We start from the raw sequence: 16,569 nt of genomic DNA, 5'->3' as shown, positions 1-16,569 counted from the left end.
AGGTTCAGATGAGATCGATCACCCAGCGATCAGGCCATCCGCCTGCAGCAGGGTCTCCAGGCAATGCTCGCGCACCCCATAGAACGCCTTGAGCTCGGCGATTTTCTCCAGCAAACCCGCATTGTCCTGGGGCTGGCGGCGCTTGACCGCAAGGATCATCTTGTTCTTGTTGGTGTGCTCGAGCGAGATGAACTCGAATACCTTGGTCTCGTAGCCGCAAGCTTCCAGGTAAAGGGCGCGCAGGCTGTCGGTGAGCATCTCGGCCTGTTGGCCCAGGTGCAGCCCGTACTGCAGCATCGGTTGCAACAAGCCCGGGCTGTGCAACTGCGGACGGATCTGCTTGTGGCAGCACGGCGAGCACATGATGATCGCGGCGTTGCAGCGAATGCCGGTGTGGATGGCATAGTCGGTGGCGATATCACAGGCATGCAAGGCGATCATCACATCGATGGCCTCAGGCACCACGCTGCGCACATCGCCGCATTCGAACATCAGGCCCGGGTGCTCCAGGCGCGCGGCGGCGGCATTGCACAACTCGACCATGTCCGGGCGTAGCTCGACACCAGTGACCTGCGCCTCACGGGCTAGGGTGTTGCGCAGGTAGTCGTGCATGGCAAAGGTCAGGTAGCCCTTGCCCGAACCGAAGTCGGCGACCTTCAGGCTCTGCTGGGCGTCCACGGGCGCGTCGCTCAAGGCATGGTCGAAGACCTCGATGAACTTGTTGATCTGCTTCCATTTGCGCGACATGGACGGGATCAGCGCGCCCTGCGCGTCGGTTACCCCCAGGTCGCGCAGGAACGGCCGCGACAGCTCCAGATAACGCCTCTTCTGCCGATCATGGCCAGCCGCGCCCGCCTCGCGGGGCGCCTGCTGGGCCAGGTGCCGGCGCAGCATCGGCTTGCCCTTCTTGCTGAACTCCAGGTGCACCTCGCCGGCAGCGGTGAACAGGTGCGCGTTGCGAAAGCTCTCGGGTAGCAGTGCGGCCACCAGCGCCTGCGCCTCGTCCAACCCCAGGTTGCGGGTGATGTCGCGAGTCTGGTGGCGGTAGACCAACGACAGGCAGACCTGGCCCTTGATCTGCACCGGCTTGGCGATGATCCTCTGCAGGGTCTGGTCGGTGCCGACATGGCGGGCCAGCACCAGCTTGCTCAGGCTGCCGTCGCCCAGGGCATCGGCGAGCAGGCTCAGGAACTGGGCGCGCGCGTCCGGCGCGCCAGGGGCGGAGGAAGGGGAAGACATGGGAACGGGTGCCTCGAAATGCGGGGGCGCGATGCGCAATGCCGGGCATTCTACGTCGATAGGCCCCCTGGTGAAACACGGACAACTGGCCAACAGTCAGTCGAGAATCACCAGGCGGTTGGGCAGTTCGTTGCGCGCATGGGTCGCAGGGACATGCTCGCTGAGCAACTCGCCGCAGGCCTCGATGCATTCGACGAAGCCCTGCAAGGTCTGGCCCTGGCTCACCTGATCGGTGAAACGGGCGACGATCGCCTCGCGTGCCTGCTCGGGCAGGTACCGGGCGATGCCCTCGTCGACCAGGATCTCGACATGCCGCTCGGCTTCGCTGACGAAGATCAACACCCCCGTGGCGCCGGCAGTACGCTGCAGGTTGAGCTCGAGAAACTGCTGCCGGGCCAGGCCCGAGGCGCGCCGGCGGCGCAGCATCGACGGCACCACCCAGGTAGCCAGGCGCGGATGGCGCAACACCAGGCACAAGCTGATGAAGGTCAGCATCTGCGCCAGCAACAAGCCATTGACGCCAATGCCGCCCAGCCACAGGTGCAACACACCGGGTACCAGCAAGGCCAGCAAGGCGGCCCAGAGCAATGGCAGATAAGGGAAGTCATCGGCTCGGCGGGCCAGCACCGTGACCAGCTCGGCATCGGTGCGCCGCTCGGCGCGGGCGATCGCTTCGGCGATCTGGCGCTGTTCGTATTCGGTCATGCCATCGTCTCTCGAGCGTTCTTATCATTGTTATCCCGGCAATCGGGTGGGCGGGAGTGTATCTCAACAAGTGCCCCATATAAGGCATAATCCGCGACTGCGTCGGATCATGGATGAATGATCCACAGAACGGCCAGCGGACACGACAACAACAGGCGTACGAAACGTCTCGGCCCACCGCTATCACTCGACAACGGAATTGATGATGAAACTGTCTTTGCTGGGCCTGGCCATGGGCCTTGCCAGTCAGGCGGCCCTTGCCGCCCCTACCGCCCCGCCCCTGCAGGACAAGCAGGCGTTCGTCGACCATCTGGTCAGCCAGATGACCGAGGCCGAGAAGATCGGCCAGCTGCGCCTGATCAGCATCGGCCCGGAAATGCCCCACGCGAAGATCCGCGAGGAAATTGCCGCCGGACGCATCGGCGGCACCTTCAACTCGCGCACTGCCCCCGAGAACCGTCCGATGCAGGACGCGGCCATGCGCAGCCGCCTGAAGATCCCGATGTTCTTCGCCTACGACACTATCCATGGCGAGCGCACCATTTTCCCGATCGGCCTGGGCCTGGCCTCGTCCTGGGACATGGACGCCATCGCCAAGGTCGGCCGCACCTCGGCCATCGAGGCAGCCGCCGACTCGCTGGACATGACCTTCGCACCGATGGTCGACATTGCCCGTGACCCGCGGTGGGGGCGCACCAGCGAAGGCTTTGGCGAGGACACCTACCTGACCTCGAAGATCGGCCAGGTGATGGTCAAATCGTTCCAGGGTTCGAGCCCCGCCAACGCCGACAGCATCATGGCCATCGTCAAGCACTTTGCCCTGTACGGTGCCGTGGAAGGGGGCCGCGACTACAACACGGTCGATATGAGCTTGCCGAAGATGTACAACGACTACCTGCCGCCCTACCGCGCCGCGCTCGATGCCGGTGCCGGCGGGGTGATGGTGGCGCTGAACTCGATCAACGGTGTGCCGGCCACCTCCAACACCTGGCTGATGAATGACCTGCTGCGCAAGGAGTGGGGCTTCAAGGGCGTGACCATCAGCGACCACGGCGCCATCCAGGAACTGATCCGCCATGGCGTGGCCCGTGACGGCCGTGAAGCCGCCAAGCTGGCGATCAAGGCCGGCATCGACATGAGCATGAACGACACCCTCTACGGCGAAGAACTGCCCGGGTTATTGAAGTCAGGCGAGGTCAGCCAGGCCGAACTGGACCAGGCGGTGCGTGAAGTGCTGGGCGCCAAGTACGACATGGGGCTGTTCAAGGACCCCTACGTGCGCATTCCCAAGCCTGAAACCGACCTGAAGGACTACTACGCCGAGGACCGCCTGCACCGGGAAGCCGCACGCGATGTCGCACGCCGTGGCCTGGTGCTGCTGGAAAACCGCGAGCAGACCCTGCCGCTGAAAAAGGCCGGCACCATCGCCGTGGTCGGCCCACTGGCCGATGCGCCGATCGACATGATGGGCAGCTGGGCCGCCGACGGCAAACCGCAGCACTCGGTCACCGTGCGCGAAGGCCTGCGCCGCGCCGTGGAAGGCAAGGCCAAGCTGGTGTACGCCAAGGGCTCGAACGTCACTGGCGACAAGGCGATGTTCGACTACCTGAACTTCCTCAACTTCGACGCCCCGGAAATCGTCGACGACCCGCGCCCGGCCGCGGTGCTGATCGACGAAGCGGTCAAGGCCGCCAGGCAGTCGGACGTGGTCGTGGCTGTGGTCGGCGAGTCCCGTGGCATGTCCCACGAGTCCTCGAGCCGCACCACCCTGGAAATCCCGGCGGTCCAACGGGATTTGATCAAAGCGCTGAAAGCCACCGGCAAACCCCTGGTGCTGGTGTTGATGAATGGCCGCCCGCTGTCGATCGCCTGGGAGCGCGAGCAGGCTGACGCCATCCTCGAGACCTGGTTCAGCGGCACAGAGGGCGGCAACGCCATCGCCGATGTGCTGTTCGGCGACTACAACCCCTCCGGACGCCTGGCCATCACCTTCCCGCGTTCGGTTGGGCAGATCCCGATGTACTACAACCACATGCGCATCGGCCGGCCGTTCACCCCAGGCAAACCCGGCAATTACACCTCGCAATACTTCGAGGAGCCCAACGGTCCGCTGTATCCATTCGGCTATGGCCTGAGCTACACCAGCTACGAGTTGTCGGACCTGACCTTGTCGCAAACCGAGCTGAAACGTGGCGCGACCCTCAAGGCCAAGGTCGTCGTGAAGAACACCGGCAAGCGTGACGGCGAGACTGTGGTGCAGCTGTATATCCAGGACCAGAGCGCGTCGATGAGCCGCCCGGTCAAGGAGCTGAAGAACTTCCAGAAGCTGATGCTCAAAGCCGGCGAGTCGCGAACCTTGACCTTCGACATCAACGAGGAAGACCTGAAGTTCTACAATGGCCAGCTGCAGCGTGTCGCAGAGCCTGGCCAGTTCAATGTGCAGGTTGGCCTGGATTCAGAGGCGGTGCAGCAGCAGAGCTTCGAACTGCTGTAAGCCAGAACAGGCCCCGTCGCGGGGCGAACCGATCCTGCAGGTGACAATGCGGGGGCGGGCTTGCCCAGCGATGAGGCCGACACAGACAACCGCAATCCCGGATCCGCTCCATGCCCTCATCCTTCCGCACCCTGCGCCTGGGTTTGATCATCCTGCTGATCCTGGTCGGCACCAGCCTCAGTGCAGGCTGGGCCATGCACCAGGCCAAGCGCCAGGCAATGGAAACCGACGCCCGTAGAGCGAGCCAGCAACTGGGCCTGTACGCCAACGCCCTGCATACCCTGATCGAGCGTTACCGTGCATTGCCTGCGGTACTGGCGCTGGACCCGGAGCTGATCGCCGCCCTCCGCGGCCCGGTTACCAAACAGGTGCAGGACGCCCTGAACCGCAAGCTCGAACGCATCAATGGCGCCGCCAACTCCTCCACCCTGGAGCTGCTGGACCGCACAGGCCTGGCCATCGCCGCCAGCAACTGGCGCCTGCCGACCACCTATGTAGGTTCCAACTACGGCTTTCGCCCCTACTTCAAACAAACTCGCAGCCAGGGCAGTGGGCGTTTCTACGCCGTCGGCGTGACCAGCGGCGTGCCGGGCTACTTCCTGGCGAGTGCGGTGGACGATGAACAAGGCCGCTTCCTCGGCGCCATGGTGGTCAAGCTGGAGTTCCCCGAGCTCGAACGTGAATGGCGCCAGGGCAGCGACATCCTGCTGGTCAGCGATGCCCGCGGCATCACGTTCATCGCCAACCAGGACGGCTGGCGTTACCGCGAGCTGCAACCGCTATCCGGCGCAGACCGCGCCGAGCTGGCCGAGACCCGCCAGTACGACAAGCAGCCGCTGGTGCCCCTGCAGCACCAGGCGTTGACCCGCTTCACCGACACCAGCCACCTGACTCGCGTGCAAGGCCCGGATGGCACCGCCGAATACCTGTGGGAGCGTCTGCCCCTGGAGGCCGAAGGCTGGACCCTGCACCTGCTGCGCAAACCGCAGGTTGCCGAGGATGGGCGCAACGCGGCCCTAGCTGCCGCCGCGGTCTGGCTGAGCCTGGTGTTTGCCGCGCTGTTCGTCAGCCAGAGGTTGCGTCTGGCCCGCTTGCGCCAACGCAGCCGCGAAGAGCTCAAACGCCAGGTCGAAGAACGTACCCGTGAGCTGCGCACTGCCCAGGAAGGCCTGGTGCAATCGGCCAAGCTGGCGGCGCTGGGGCAGATGTCGGCCGCGCTGGCTCATGAGATCAACCAGCCCCTGACCACACAACGCATGCAACTGGAAACCCTGCGCCTGCTGCTCGACCATGGCCGCCATGACGAAGCCCGCCAGGCCCTGGAGCCGCTCGAGCAGATGCTGACCCGCATGGCCGCGCTCACCGGCCACCTGAAGACCTTCGCCCGCAACAGCCCCGGAGGCCTGCGCGAACGCCTGGACCTGGCCACTGTGGTAGACCAGGCCTTGCACCTGCTGGACACCCGCATCCGCGCTGAAGGCGTCGAAGTGGCGCTGTACCTGGCGCGTCCAGCCTGGGTCCGTGGCGACGCGATCCGCCTGGAGCAAGTGCTGATCAACCTTTTGCGCAACGCCCTCGACGCCATGGCCGACAAGCGATACAAACGTCTGGAGATCCGTATCGAGGCGGACGATGGACAGTGGCGCTTGAGCGTGCTCGACTCAGGTGGTGGCATTCTCGCCACCGACCTTTGCCGCGTCTTCGACCCATTCTTCACCACCAAGCCGGTCGGCGAGGGGCTGGGCCTTGGCCTGGCCATCTCCTACGGTATCGTCGTCGATGCCGGCGGCCACCTGCAGGTCGAGAACCTGGCGGGGGGCGCGCGCTTCAGCCTCACCCTGCCCCGCGACCTGGAGACGGTATGTTGAATTCAGTGATCGTCGTCGATGACGAAGCCAGCATCCGCGCGGCGGTGGAACAATGGCTGAGTCTGTCGGGTTTCAACGTGCAACTGTTCGAGCGTGCCGAGGAGTGCCTGGCGCAACTTCCGGCGCACTTTACCGGCGTGGTCATCAGTGACGTGCGCATGCCCGGCATGTCCGGCCTGCAGTTGCTCGACCGGTTACAGCAGGCCGACCCGGACCTGCCGGTGATCCTGCTCACCGGCCATGGCGATGTCCCCATGGCGGTGGAGGCGATGCGCAACGGTGCCTACGATTTCCTGGAAAAACCCTTCACCCCGCAGCACCTGATGGGCAGCCTGCGCCGGGCCCTGGAAAAACGCCAGCTGGTCCTGGAAAACCGCCGCCTGCATGAGCAGGCCGACCTCAAGGCACAGCTGGAGAACACCTTGCTGGGCATGTCCCAGGGGCTGCAGCAGCTGCGTCGCCAGGTACTCGAGCTGGCCAGCCTGCCGGTCAACGTGCTCATCCGGGGTGAAACCGGCAGTGGCAAGGAGCGCGTGGCCCGCTGCCTGCACGACTTCGGCCCGCGCGCCGACAAACCCTTCGTCGCGCTCAACTGCGCGGCCATTCCAGAAACACTGTTCGAGGCCGAGCTGTTCGGCCATGAGAGCGGCGCGTTCACTGGCGCCCAGGGCAAGCGCATCGGCAAGCTGGAGTACGCCAATGGCGGTACGGTGTTTCTCGACGAGATCGAGAGCATGCCCCTGGCCCAGCAAGCCAAGCTGCTGCGGGTGATCCAGGAGCAGAAGCTCGAGCGCCTGGGGGCCAACCAGAGCATCGCCGTCGACCTGCGCATCATCGCCGCGACCAAACCGGACCTGCTCGAAGAGGCCCGTGCAGGGCGCTTTCGCGAGGACCTGGCGTACCGCCTCAACGTTGCCGAGCTGCGCCTGGCACCGCTGCGCGAGCGCCGTGAAGATATCCCGCTGCTGTTCGAACACTTCGCTCGCACTGCCGCCGAACGCCTGGGCCGCCATTGCCCCGCGGTCAGCGGGGGACGATTGGCGCAGTTGCTGGCCCACGACTGGCCGGGCAATGTGCGTGAGCTGGCCAATGCCGCCGAACGTCATGCCTTGGGGCTGGACTCGCCGAACCTTGAGAGCCTGCCAGGCGGACAGTCGCTGGGCGAACAGATGGAGGCGTTCGAAGCCCAATGCCTGCGTGCGGCGCTGCGCCAGCACAAGGGCGAGATCAAGGGGGTGATGGAGGCGCTGCAACTGCCACGGCGTACGCTGAACGAGAAGATGCAGCGGCATGGCCTGGTACGTGAGGACTTTCTCGGCAACGAGTAGGCGGATTTCCGCTTATCGATTCAGGCCAATGAGCGGAAGTTCGCTCACCGCATGCCGAATCGCCGGGGGCTGCCTGGCAGCCCATCGCTGGCAAGCCAGATCCCACAAAGCACCATGCAAGCCAGATACGCTGGGAGCTGGCTTGCCCGCGACAGGGCACAACACGCCCTCAAATGGACCACCAAGCACCCATTTGGCACACCTCCTGCAAAACCCTTCTCAAGCTGCGCCCCGAGCGCGCTCCACAAAAACAACGAGAAGGTATCCCTGATGGATAACGCCAGCACTCTGCCCACCGGGGCGGCCGTTGCGCCCGCCGCGGAAAAGTCCACCGCCAGCCGCCTCAAATCGATCTTCAGTGGTTCCATCGGCAATATGGTCGAATGGTACGACTGGTACGTCTACGCCGCATTCTCGCTGTACTTCGCCAAGGCTTTCTTCCCCGCCGGCGACACCACCGCCCAACTGCTCAATACCGCCGCAATCTTTGCCGTGGGCTTCCTCATGCGCCCGATCGGTGGCTGGCTGATGGGCCTGTACGCCGACCGCAAGGGCCGCAAGGCGGCGCTGATGGCTTCGGTACTGCTGATGTGCGCAGGCTCGCTGGTCATCGCGCTGACGCCGGGTTACGAGACCATCGGCGTCGCAGCACCGGTCCTGCTGGTCATCGCCCGCCTGATGCAGGGCCTCTCGGTAGGGGGTGAATACGGCACCTCGGCCACCTACCTGAGTGAGATGGCCAGCAAGGAACGCCGCGGCTTCTTCTCCAGCTTCCAGTATGTGACCCTGATCTCCGGCCAGCTCATCGCCTTGGCGGTGCTGATCATCCTGCAGCAGACGCTCACCACCGAGCAGTTGTATGCCTGGGGCTGGCGTGTACCCTTCGTGATCGGCGCGCTGTGCGCGGTGGTTGCCCTGTACCTGCGCCGCGGCATGGAAGAGACCGCCTCCTTCACCAAGAAAGAGAAGTCCAAAGAGAGCCTGATGCGCACCCTGATGCGCCACCCCAAAGAGCTGATGACCGTGGTCGGCCTGACCATGGGCGGCACCCTGGCCTTCTACACCTACACCACCTACATGCAGAAGTACCTGGTCAACACCGTGGGCATGAGCATCAGCGACTCGACCACCATCTCGGCGGCCACGCTGTTCCTTTTCATGTGCCTGCAGCCGATCATCGGCGGGCTGTCCGACAAGATCGGCCGTCGCCCGATCCTGATCGCGTTCGGCGTGCTCGGCACCCTGTTCACCGTGCCGATCCTCAGCACCCTGCACACCGTGCAGACTTGGTGGGGCGCGTTCTTCCTGATCATGGCCGCGCTGATCATCGTCAGCGGCTACACCTCGATCAACGCCGTGGTCAAGGCCGAGCTGTTCCCCACCGAAATCCGCGCCCTGGGCGTCGGCCTGCCGTACGCGCTGACCGTGTCGATCTTCGGCGGCACCGCCGAATACGTGGCCCTGTGGTTCAAGAGCAACGGCATGGAAACCGGCTTCTACTGGTACGTCACCGGCTGCATCGCCTGCTCGCTGCTGGTGTACGCGACCATGAAGGACACCAAGCAGCATTCGCGGATCACCACTGACTGATCAGCTGCACTGCAATGAACAAGGGGCGCTCCGGCTGGTGGAGCGCCCCTTTTTGTTGGGTGTGTCTCGTCCTGAATAGCGGGTTTATTCGGTTCACTGAATGAGCCGAATAGGTGTCACTCAGGGCATCTCCATCGCTCGTTGCGGCTCACGACGCTGGTAGTACGTGGCCGCCAGCACCAGCACCAGCAGCACCCCGCCCAGTACCATCGACGAACCCACGGTACCGAAGTCCAGCCCGCCTTTCTCGTGGGTCTTGGTCAGCACATCGCCCAGGGTCGCACCGAATGGGCGAGTGAGCACGAAGGCGATCCAGAACAGCACCACGCCGGAGATTTTCGTCCAGTAACGGGCAGCCGCCACCACGGCGATTGCCGAGCCGATCAACAGCGCACCGCCGGCGAAGCCCAGGCCCGAATCGTCGGCCAGGTAATCGCCCAGCGCAGTGCCGAGGGTGTTGGAGAACAGGATCGCCACCCAGTAGAACAGCTCGCCGCTGCGGTTCTTGATACGGGTGACATCCAATGGGTTGCCGCTCAGGCGCCACACCGCGAAGGTCAGCAGCAGGATGCCGATCAGCAGCGCCGAACCTGTCGCATAGCCCAGCCCCAGGGTGCGGTCCATGAAGTCGGACATGGTGGTGCCGGCAGTGCTGGTGGAAAGGATCACCAGCCAATAGAGCATCGGGTTGTAGCGGCGCGAGTAGAGCTGGGTGACCAGGGTCAGCAGGAACACGCTGATCAGCAGCAGCGAGCTCATCGCATAACCGATGTTCAGGGTCATCGACAGCAGGTCGCCCGCCGTCTCGCCGAGTGTGGTTGCGCAGATCTTCATGACCCAGAAGGCCAGGGTGATTTGCGGGAGTTTGTTCATCGTTGTGCCGCTCCAGGTTTAAGTGCGGCGATGGTGAAGAGCGCTGTCTGAAAAAACGGTTGGTGTTGCATGAAAAAAGCGTTGGTCGCGTACGGCAAACACTCGTGAGCTGTTAATTCGGCATTAATTCCCACCATTCATGCTTGGCCAACTGAAAAAGCCGCACCACTCGCATGGCCTGACAAGGCCAGGTACTGCTTTTGATGCGGGACAAGCGCGCCCACAACAATCGATTTAATTGATTATTTTACGTTGTTTTTTGCGCTTTTTAATCAATTTAATCGGCGTAGTATTGAACCCATAGAAGCAAATAACCCACTGATCCACCGGAGCAACGACCATGAAAAACAAACTGATCCTCGCCCTGACCCTCTCGGTTCTGACCACTGGCGCTTTCGCCGAAGACGGTTTCGACCGTACCAGCGCCCACACTTTCGCCGCCGCCCAGAGCCAGTCGGCCAGCTACGCAGAAGATGGTTCTGATCGCACGGGTGGTCAGCGCTTCGCCGAAGACGGCTTCGACCGCACCAACGGCCAGCGCTTTGCCGAAGACGGCTTCGACCGCACCAACGGCCAGCGCTTTGCCGAAGACGGCTTCGACCGCACCAACGGCCAGCGCTTCGCCGAAGACGGTTTCGACCGCACCAACGGCCAACGCTTTGCCGAAGACGGATTCGACCGCACCAACGGCAACCGCATCAGCTGATCACTGATGCGAGCAACCAGCCCGGCTTCGGCCGGGCTTGATCATTTTCAGCCAGGCAAAGCCTTGGCACACTAGGCGCCTCGTCCCCCACCAGGAAGGGCCTCACGGCCTTGCGCAGATGTACTACTACGAACCCGCCAAAGGCCACGGCCTACCCCACGACCCGTTCAACGCCATCGTCGGCCCACGGCCCATCGGCTGGATCTCCAGCCACGATCGCGAAGGCCGCCTGAACCTGGCGCCCTACAGCTTCTTCAACGCCTTCAACTACATCCCGCCGATCATCGGTTTCTGCAGCGTCGGGCGCAAAGACAGCCTGAACAACATCGAGCAGACCGGCGAGTTCGTCTGGAACCTGGCTACCCGGCCGCTGGCCGAGCAGATGAACCAGAGCTGTGCCGCGGTGGCGGCAGATATCGACGAGTTCGCGCTCAGTGGCCTGACCCCGGCCATGTCCAACGTGGTCAAGGTGCCGCGCGTGGGCGAGAGCCCGGTGAGCTTCGAATGCAAGGTCAGCCAGATCGTCCAGCTCAAACGCGCCGACCAGGAACTTGTGCCCAGCTGGCTGATCCTGGGAGAGGTAGTGGCGGTGCACATTGCCGAGCACCTGCTCAAGGACGGCATCTACGACACCGCCGCCGCCGAGCCGATTCTGCGTGGCGGTGGCCCGGCCGACTACTTTGCGCTGGGCGAGCTGTTCAAGATGGCCCGTCCACAGGTCTGATCAGAAGACCAGTTCGCCTTCCTCGCCCACGCCCTGCAGGCGTTCGAGTTCAGCACAAGCGGCCGCGTCGGCCGCGATCGCCGACTGGAACACCTGCCCGTCGAGCACTTTGTGAAAGCGCGGCGCACCGCCCATGCCCAGGGCCTTCACGGCGATCGCCGCGTGGTAGCCGCCGCCTTGCACCGGGACCATCGCCGAGACCGCTTCGAAGTGGGGGAATTCTCTACGTGCCATGCTGCACTCCGCCTGAATGATATAGGGGCGGCATTCTACACATCAGGCGAAGGTATGCAGGTCCAGGCTGCTGACCACCTGCGCCTGGACCAGCTCGCCAAACACCTCCAGGGTGGGCGAGGCGAAATAGCCGCTCATCGCCTGCTGGTCGCTCCAGCTGCCGCTGAGCAGCCACAGATCGGCATCGACCTGCGAACGCTGCACACTGAAGCTCAGGCAGCCGGGCGCCCGCAGCGACGGCTCCAGCAGGTCGCGCAGGCGCATGCCGAGTTCCGCCGAACGACCGTTGCTGGCGCGGATGAAAGCCAGGTGAGTGACCGGTTGAGGCTGGGTCATGAACGATCTCCTTGAAGCGCTACGGACGGGAAAACAGGCTGCCAAGATTAGGGCCCCACCCTCGCGCGACGTTAGGCCATTACTGCCGAGCGATTGCCTGATCCTGCCGCGCGACAGGATCAGGCAATCGAACGACAGCATTCGACTAGCGCCCGACATTGCCCATACCTATGCTGGCCCGGTCAGTAGAGGAACCACGTCATGACCACGCTCCCGCCACCCGACTCGACCCTTGAGCTGCAGCGCCAGGAACTGGCCGCGCTGATCCAGCGCCACGCCGGCCAGCCCCATGGCCCCGCGTCGGCCATCGAAGACCTTTACCTCACATGCTATCAAGAGGAAATCCGCGGCATGCCCGCGCTGGCCCAGCCGGCGTTGTGCATTCTTGCCCAAGGCAGCAAGACCCTGATCCTCGGCGACGAACATTACGCCTATGATCCGCTGCACTACATGGTGGTGTCGGTCACCTTGCCGATCAGCGGCGCCCTGCTCAAGGCCAGCCCCGAGCATCCCGCATTGGGCTTGCGCCTGGATATCGACCCGGCGCAACTGAGCCAGCTGATCGCCGAAAGCAGCCCGATGGTGGTGCCCAACCGGCCATCAGGCCTCGGCCTGTACGTGGAGAAAAGCGATCCGCAGCTTCTGGATGCGTTGATCCGCCTGATCAAACTGCTGGACTCGCCACGCGACATTGCCATCCTCGCGCCGATGATCCGCCGGGAAATCTTCTACCGCCTGTTGCGCGGCCCCCAGGGTTACCGGCTGTACGAAATCGCCCTGGCCAACAGCCAGACCCATCGGGTCTGCCAGGCGATTACCTGGCTCAACAACCATTACCACCAGCCATTGCGTATCGAAGACCTCGCCCGGGAAGTGAACCTCAGCGTCTCCACCTTGCATCACCGCTTCAAGTCGGTGACGTCGATGAGCCCCTTGCAATACCAGAAACAACTGCGCCTGCAGGAGGCCCGACGCCTGATGTTCAACGAGGGGTTGGAGGCTGCCGTGGCCGGCTACCGGGTGGGCTACGAGAGTCCATCCCAGTTCAGCCGCGAATACAGCCGGCTGTACGGCGCGCCGCCGATCCGTGACGTGGCAAGGTTGCGCGCCAGCGCCAGTTGAACGACCCGCCGCCCCCATGGTGCTTGCCGGCGAATCGAGGGCATAGCCCTCGTGGCGCAGTCAGCCTTGCACAGCCAACTGCCATTGGCCCTGATCCACCTGGATCAATGTCGGCCCCGCGCGCTCCACCGCTCGGCCCAGCGCCGCCTGTAACTGCGCCACGTCAGCCACCGACTCGGCATCGGCCCCCAGCGCTCGCGCCACGCCGATGAAGTCCGGGGTGTGGATGTCCACACCGACCGGCTCGATCGCCCGGTTGACCATGTATTTCTTGATTTCCTCGTACCCCTGGTTGTTCCACAGCAGCACGATCAGCGGCACCTGCGCCTCGACGGCACTGGCCAGCTCAGGCAGGGTGAACTGCAACCCGCCATCACCGATCAGGCATACCGTGGGCGCGCGTGCGGCACGTGCTTCGGCACTGCCGAGCCAGGCGCCCATGGCCGCCGGCAACGCATAGCCCAGCGTGCCGTAGCCGGTCGAGGCATTGAACCAGCGCCGCGGACGGGTCATGTCCAGGGTCAGGTTGCCGGTGTAGACCGGCTGGGTCGAATCGCCCACCAGCACAGCGTCCGGCAGGGTTTCCAGGATGCTGTTCAGCAAACGGGTCTGGCTCAAGGTCGGCTGGTCCCAGGTGGCGGCATTGTCCTGGCGCAGCCGGGCGGCCCGAGCAGCGCCCCAGTGATCATCACGCGGGGGTTGCGCCTGCATGTGCAGGGCCACCAGCAAGGCCTCGGTCGCCTGTGCGGCATCGGCCACCAGGGCCAGCTCGGGCAGGTAGTTGCGCACTGTCTGGTCCGGATCGATATCGATCCGCAGCAGGCTGCCAGGGATTTCGAAACCGCCCTTGAACGTCACGTCGTAGTCGGTCTCGGCCAGCTCGGTACCGATGGCCAGCACCACATCGGCCTCGGCAACCAACGCACGGGTGGCCGGCAAAGTCTGGGTCGAGCCGATCTGCAGCGGATGGTTGGCCGGCAGCAGCCCCTTGGCATTGATGGTCAGCGCCACCGGCGCCTGCAGGTGCTCGGCCAGCCTGGCCAGCCCGGCGCCGGCTTCCAGGGCACCACCGCCGGCCAGGATCAACGGTCGGCGCGCCCTGGCCAGACGCATGGCCATCTGCTGCACGGTCTGCGGTGCCGCGCCCGCCCGCGCGGTGCGCACCGGGCGGCCCGGGAGCAGGTGATCGGCCGGTTCCACCAGCACATCCAGCGGGATCTCGATATGCACCGGGCGCGGGCGGCCCCCGTCGAACACCGCAAAGGCACGGGCCAATACTTCGGGCAGGTCATCGGCACTCATCAAAGTGTGCGAAAACGCCGCCACGCCCGCCACCAGCCCGGCCTGGTTGGGCAGTTCGTGCAACTTGCCGCGCCCGCCACCCAGCTGGCTACGCGACTGCACGCTGGAAATCACCAGCATCGGGATCGAGTCGGCGTAGGCCTGGCCCATGGCGGTGGTGATGTTGGTCATGCCCGGGCCGGTGATGATGAAGCACACCCCAGGCTTGCCCCGGGTACGCGAGTAACCATCGGCCATGAACCCGGCGCCCTGCTCGTGGCGCGGGGTGATGTGGCGGATCGAGGAGGCAGCCAGGCCGCGGTAGAGTTCCACGGTATGCACGCCGGGAATGCCGAAGACATGATCGACACCATAGCCTTCGAGGAGTTTGACCAGCACTTCACCACAGGTTGCCATCATCGAGTACCCGATTCTTGTTGAGACTGGTGCTCATGGAACCAAGCGCCGACTACCGCCACAATGCAAAAAAACACATACTAGCCATGACCTCATATCATGGCTTGCCACTATGAAACGCCTGCCGCCCCTCCCCGCCCTGCACACCTTCCTGGTGACCGCGCAGCACTGCAACTTCACCCGTGCCGCGCAACAGCTGCATATCACCCAGGGCGCGGTCAGCCGACAAATCGCCGGGCTCGAGGAACACCTGGGCTATGCGTTGTTCCAGCGCCAGGCCCGTGGTCTGGCCCTGACCCGCGAAGGACAGGACTGGCTGCCTCGGGTGCAGCAGGTTTTCGCAATGATTGAGCAAGGCGTGCGTGAGGTCGGTGGCCGCAGCACGACTTTGCAGCTCAAGGCACCGACCTGTGTGATGCGTTGGCTGCTGCCACGCTTGCTGGAGTGGCAGGCACTGCGCCCGGACGTGCCGGTGGAATTGACCACCACGGTGCAACATGGCGTGGATTTTCGCCGCGAGGGCTTCGATGCGGCCGTCGTGTATGGTGCGGTGCCGAACCATGGACTGCAGGTACGCAAGCTGTTCGATGAACAACTGACACCGGTCTGCGCACCATCGCTATCTGGCGCTCCCTTGCAGCTGCAGGACCTGGCGCGGCAGATGCTGCTGCACCCCTCTCGGGACGAGCACGACTGGCGGTTGTGGTTGCAGGCGGCCAATGCCGGCGTCGAACCCCAGGGGCCGAAGCAGCACTTCGAGACGTTGGACATGGCGATGGCCATGGCCTCCCAGGGGACGGGGATCGCCATCGGCGACTATTCGCTGATTGCCGACGACCTGCGCGCCGGGCGTTTGTGCATGCCGTTCGAGCTGAAGGTGACGACCGGGAAGGGTTATTACCTGGTCAGCCCGTCGAAGAGCATGCCCACGGGGTTGATCGAGTTGATGGAGTGGCTGCAGGCGCGTGCCCGCACATGACATCAATCGCGACCCGACCTGCCCCACGGTGCAGACGACTCAGTAGCCGACCGTGAACCGTGCCCGTGAATGCGCCGGCTTTTCCAGCTCGTCGAGCATGGCGATGGCATAGTCGGCAAAGGTGATCCAGCTTTTGCCATCGGCACCGATCAGCAGGTGATCCTTGCCCAGGATGTAGTGCCCGCTGCGCTGACCTTCGACGAACTCCGCCGACGGCGACAGGAATGTCCAGTCCAGGGCCGGCTCCTGGCGCAGCGTATCGAGGAAGCGCACACCGGCATTGGCCTCGGCCTTGTAGGCTTGCGGGAAATCCGGGCTGTCGATCACCCGCTGCCCGGACGGCAGCAGCAGGCTACCGGCCCCGCCCACCACCAGCAGGCGCTTGACCCCGGCACGCTTGACCGGCTCGATGATCGCTTCAGGCTCGATGGTCGAGAAATGCGCCGCGCTCAGCACCGCGTCACAGCCCGTCACGGCCGCCTGCAGGGCGGCACTGCCCTTGGCATCCAGCGCCTTGACCGTCACGCCGTCACGGCCTTGCAGCGCACTAGGATCGCGGGCGATGGCCACCACACTGTGACCCCGACGCAGGGCCTCTTCCAGCAACTGGCTGCCGGCGCGCCCGGTGGCGCCGATGATTGCGATCTTGCTCATGGGAAACACTCCAACAGGT

15 protein-coding genes are annotated in these 16,569 nt (G+C 64.3%); 8 read left to right on the top strand and 7 right to left on the bottom strand.

The annotated features are described in order from the left end of the window. Positions 1 to 18: 18 nt before the first annotated feature. Both LU688_RS05335 and LU688_RS05330 read right to left on the bottom strand, forming a co-directional pair. A complete protein-coding gene (locus LU688_RS05335; RefSeq protein WP_104444448.1) occupies positions 19 to 1,239 on the bottom strand; it encodes a class I SAM-dependent methyltransferase in 1,221 nt (406 codons plus the stop codon). A gap of 96 nt (positions 1,240 to 1,335) precedes the next feature. Beyond that, a complete protein-coding gene (locus tag LU688_RS05330) occupies positions 1,336 to 1,944 on the bottom strand; it encodes a TPM domain-containing protein (RefSeq protein ID WP_023632611.1) in 609 nt (202 codons plus the stop codon). Between the two features lie 202 nt (positions 1,945 to 2,146). On the opposite strand from LU688_RS05330, the gene bglX reads away from it, so the two are divergent. The 4 genes from bglX (at position 2,147) to LU688_RS05310 (ending at position 9,224) form a co-directional block, all read left to right on the top strand. Next, positions 2,147 to 4,438 (top strand): beta-glucosidase BglX, encoded by a 2,292-nt coding sequence (bglX, locus tag LU688_RS05325; RefSeq protein WP_023632610.1) that lies wholly within the window; start codon positions 2,147 to 2,149, stop codon positions 4,436 to 4,438. A gap of 110 nt (positions 4,439 to 4,548) precedes the next feature. Next, positions 4,549 to 6,306, top strand: a complete 1,758-nt coding sequence (locus tag LU688_RS05320; RefSeq protein WP_038705529.1) for an ATP-binding protein — start codon at positions 4,549 to 4,551, stop codon at positions 6,304 to 6,306. Next, positions 6,300 to 7,634 (top strand): sigma-54-dependent transcriptional regulator, encoded by a 1,335-nt coding sequence (locus LU688_RS05315; RefSeq protein WP_094010160.1) that lies wholly within the window; start codon positions 6,300 to 6,302, stop codon positions 7,632 to 7,634. The genes LU688_RS05320 and LU688_RS05315 overlap by 7 nt, the downstream gene beginning before the upstream one ends. 270 nt (positions 7,635 to 7,904) lie before the next feature. Then, on the top strand, positions 7,905 to 9,224 hold the full coding sequence (locus LU688_RS05310; protein ID WP_023630177.1) for an MFS transporter: 1,320 nt from the start codon (positions 7,905 to 7,907) through the stop codon (positions 9,222 to 9,224). A gap of 120 nt (positions 9,225 to 9,344) precedes the next feature. Here the strand turns inward: LU688_RS05310 and LU688_RS05305 are convergent, their stop codons facing one another. Further along, positions 9,345 to 10,097: a COG4705 family protein gene (locus tag LU688_RS05305; RefSeq protein WP_023630178.1), complete on the bottom strand. Its 753-nt coding sequence runs from the start codon at positions 10,095 to 10,097 to the stop codon at positions 9,345 to 9,347. Positions 10,098 to 10,437: 340 nt separating this feature from the next. Here LU688_RS05305 and LU688_RS05300 point away from each other — a divergent pair, with 340 nt between their 5' ends. Together LU688_RS05300 and LU688_RS05295 are read left to right on the top strand one after the other, a co-directional pair. After that, positions 10,438 to 10,803: a heme utilization protein gene (locus tag LU688_RS05300; RefSeq protein ID WP_094010161.1), complete on the top strand. Its 366-nt coding sequence runs from the start codon at positions 10,438 to 10,440 to the stop codon at positions 10,801 to 10,803. A 118-nt stretch (positions 10,804 to 10,921) separates the two neighbouring features. Beyond that, positions 10,922 to 11,527 (top strand): flavin reductase family protein, encoded by a 606-nt coding sequence (locus tag LU688_RS05295; RefSeq protein WP_023630179.1) that lies wholly within the window; start codon positions 10,922 to 10,924, stop codon positions 11,525 to 11,527. Here the strand turns inward: LU688_RS05295 and LU688_RS05290 are convergent, their stop codons facing one another. After that, entirely contained in the window at positions 11,528 to 11,761 is a 234-nt protein-coding gene (locus LU688_RS05290; RefSeq protein ID WP_094010162.1) for a hypothetical protein, read from the bottom strand. It lies immediately after the preceding gene. 42 nt (positions 11,762 to 11,803) lie between these two features. Further along, positions 11,804 to 12,097, bottom strand: coding sequence for a putative quinol monooxygenase (locus LU688_RS05285; RefSeq protein WP_023630181.1), 294 nt, complete (start codon positions 12,095 to 12,097; stop codon positions 11,804 to 11,806). A 201-nt stretch (positions 12,098 to 12,298) separates the two neighbouring features. Between LU688_RS05285 and LU688_RS05280 the strand changes: the two genes are divergently transcribed. After that, positions 12,299 to 13,219: an AraC family transcriptional regulator gene (locus LU688_RS05280; protein WP_023630182.1), complete on the top strand. Its 921-nt coding sequence runs from the start codon at positions 12,299 to 12,301 to the stop codon at positions 13,217 to 13,219. 60 nt (positions 13,220 to 13,279) lie between these two features. Here LU688_RS05280 and LU688_RS05275 read toward each other — a convergent pair whose 3' ends face one another. Then, positions 13,280 to 14,917 carry a 5-guanidino-2-oxopentanoate decarboxylase gene (locus tag LU688_RS05275; RefSeq protein WP_104445306.1) on the bottom strand — a complete coding sequence of 546 codons (1,638 nt, stop codon included), beginning with the start codon at positions 14,915 to 14,917 and terminating at the stop codon, positions 13,280 to 13,282. A 112-nt stretch (positions 14,918 to 15,029) separates the two neighbouring features. On the opposite strand from LU688_RS05275, the gene LU688_RS05270 reads away from it, so the two are divergent. After that, positions 15,030 to 15,896: a LysR substrate-binding domain-containing protein gene (locus LU688_RS05270; protein WP_104444449.1), complete on the top strand. Its 867-nt coding sequence runs from the start codon at positions 15,030 to 15,032 to the stop codon at positions 15,894 to 15,896. Between the two features lie 39 nt (positions 15,897 to 15,935). On the opposite strand, the gene LU688_RS05265 is transcribed toward LU688_RS05270, so the two are convergent. Next, on the bottom strand, positions 15,936 to 16,550 hold the full coding sequence (locus LU688_RS05265) for an NAD(P)-dependent oxidoreductase (protein ID WP_038705528.1): 615 nt from the start codon (positions 16,548 to 16,550) through the stop codon (positions 15,936 to 15,938). Positions 16,551 to 16,569 lie beyond the last annotated feature (19 nt).

It is taken from the genome of Pseudomonas soli (assembly GCF_021283165.2).
GTDB lineage: Bacteria > Pseudomonadota > Gammaproteobacteria > Pseudomonadales > Pseudomonadaceae > Aquipseudomonas > Aquipseudomonas soli.
This window is presented reverse-complemented; position numbering and strand designations above follow the sequence as displayed.

Excerpts from the sequence above, each read along its gene's own strand:
- LU688_RS05300 (WP_094010161.1), top strand. The coding sequence starts at position 10,438 with ATGAAAAACAAACTGATCCTCGCCCTGACCCTCTCGGTTCTGACCACT.
- LU688_RS05320 (WP_038705529.1), top strand. The coding sequence starts at position 4,549 with ATGCCCTCATCCTTCCGCACCCTGCGCCTGGGTTTGATCATCCTGCTG.
- LU688_RS05285 (WP_023630181.1), bottom strand. The coding sequence starts at position 12,097 with ATGACCCAGCCTCAACCGGTCACTCACCTGGCTTTCATCCGCGCCAGC.
- LU688_RS05280 (WP_023630182.1), top strand. The coding sequence starts at position 12,299 with ATGACCACGCTCCCGCCACCCGACTCGACCCTTGAGCTGCAGCGCCAG.
- LU688_RS05275 (WP_104445306.1), bottom strand. The coding sequence starts at position 14,917 with ATGGCAACCTGTGGTGAAGTGCTGGTCAAACTCCTCGAAGGCTATGGT.
- LU688_RS05290 (WP_094010162.1), bottom strand. The coding sequence starts at position 11,761 with ATGGCACGTAGAGAATTCCCCCACTTCGAAGCGGTCTCGGCGATGGTC.
- LU688_RS05335 (WP_104444448.1), bottom strand. The coding sequence starts at position 1,239 with ATGTCTTCCCCTTCCTCCGCCCCTGGCGCGCCGGACGCGCGCGCCCAG.
- LU688_RS05310 (WP_023630177.1), top strand. The coding sequence starts at position 7,905 with ATGGATAACGCCAGCACTCTGCCCACCGGGGCGGCCGTTGCGCCCGCC.
- LU688_RS05315 (WP_094010160.1), top strand. The coding sequence starts at position 6,300 with ATGTTGAATTCAGTGATCGTCGTCGATGACGAAGCCAGCATCCGCGCG.
- LU688_RS05295 (WP_023630179.1), top strand. The coding sequence starts at position 10,922 with ATGTACTACTACGAACCCGCCAAAGGCCACGGCCTACCCCACGACCCG.
- LU688_RS05265 (WP_038705528.1), bottom strand. The coding sequence starts at position 16,550 with ATGAGCAAGATCGCAATCATCGGCGCCACCGGGCGCGCCGGCAGCCAG.
- LU688_RS05270 (WP_104444449.1), top strand. The coding sequence starts at position 15,030 with ATGAAACGCCTGCCGCCCCTCCCCGCCCTGCACACCTTCCTGGTGACC.
- LU688_RS05305 (WP_023630178.1), bottom strand. The coding sequence starts at position 10,097 with ATGAACAAACTCCCGCAAATCACCCTGGCCTTCTGGGTCATGAAGATC.
- bglX (WP_023632610.1), top strand. The coding sequence starts at position 2,147 with ATGATGAAACTGTCTTTGCTGGGCCTGGCCATGGGCCTTGCCAGTCAG.
- LU688_RS05330 (WP_023632611.1), bottom strand. The coding sequence starts at position 1,944 with ATGACCGAATACGAACAGCGCCAGATCGCCGAAGCGATCGCCCGCGCC.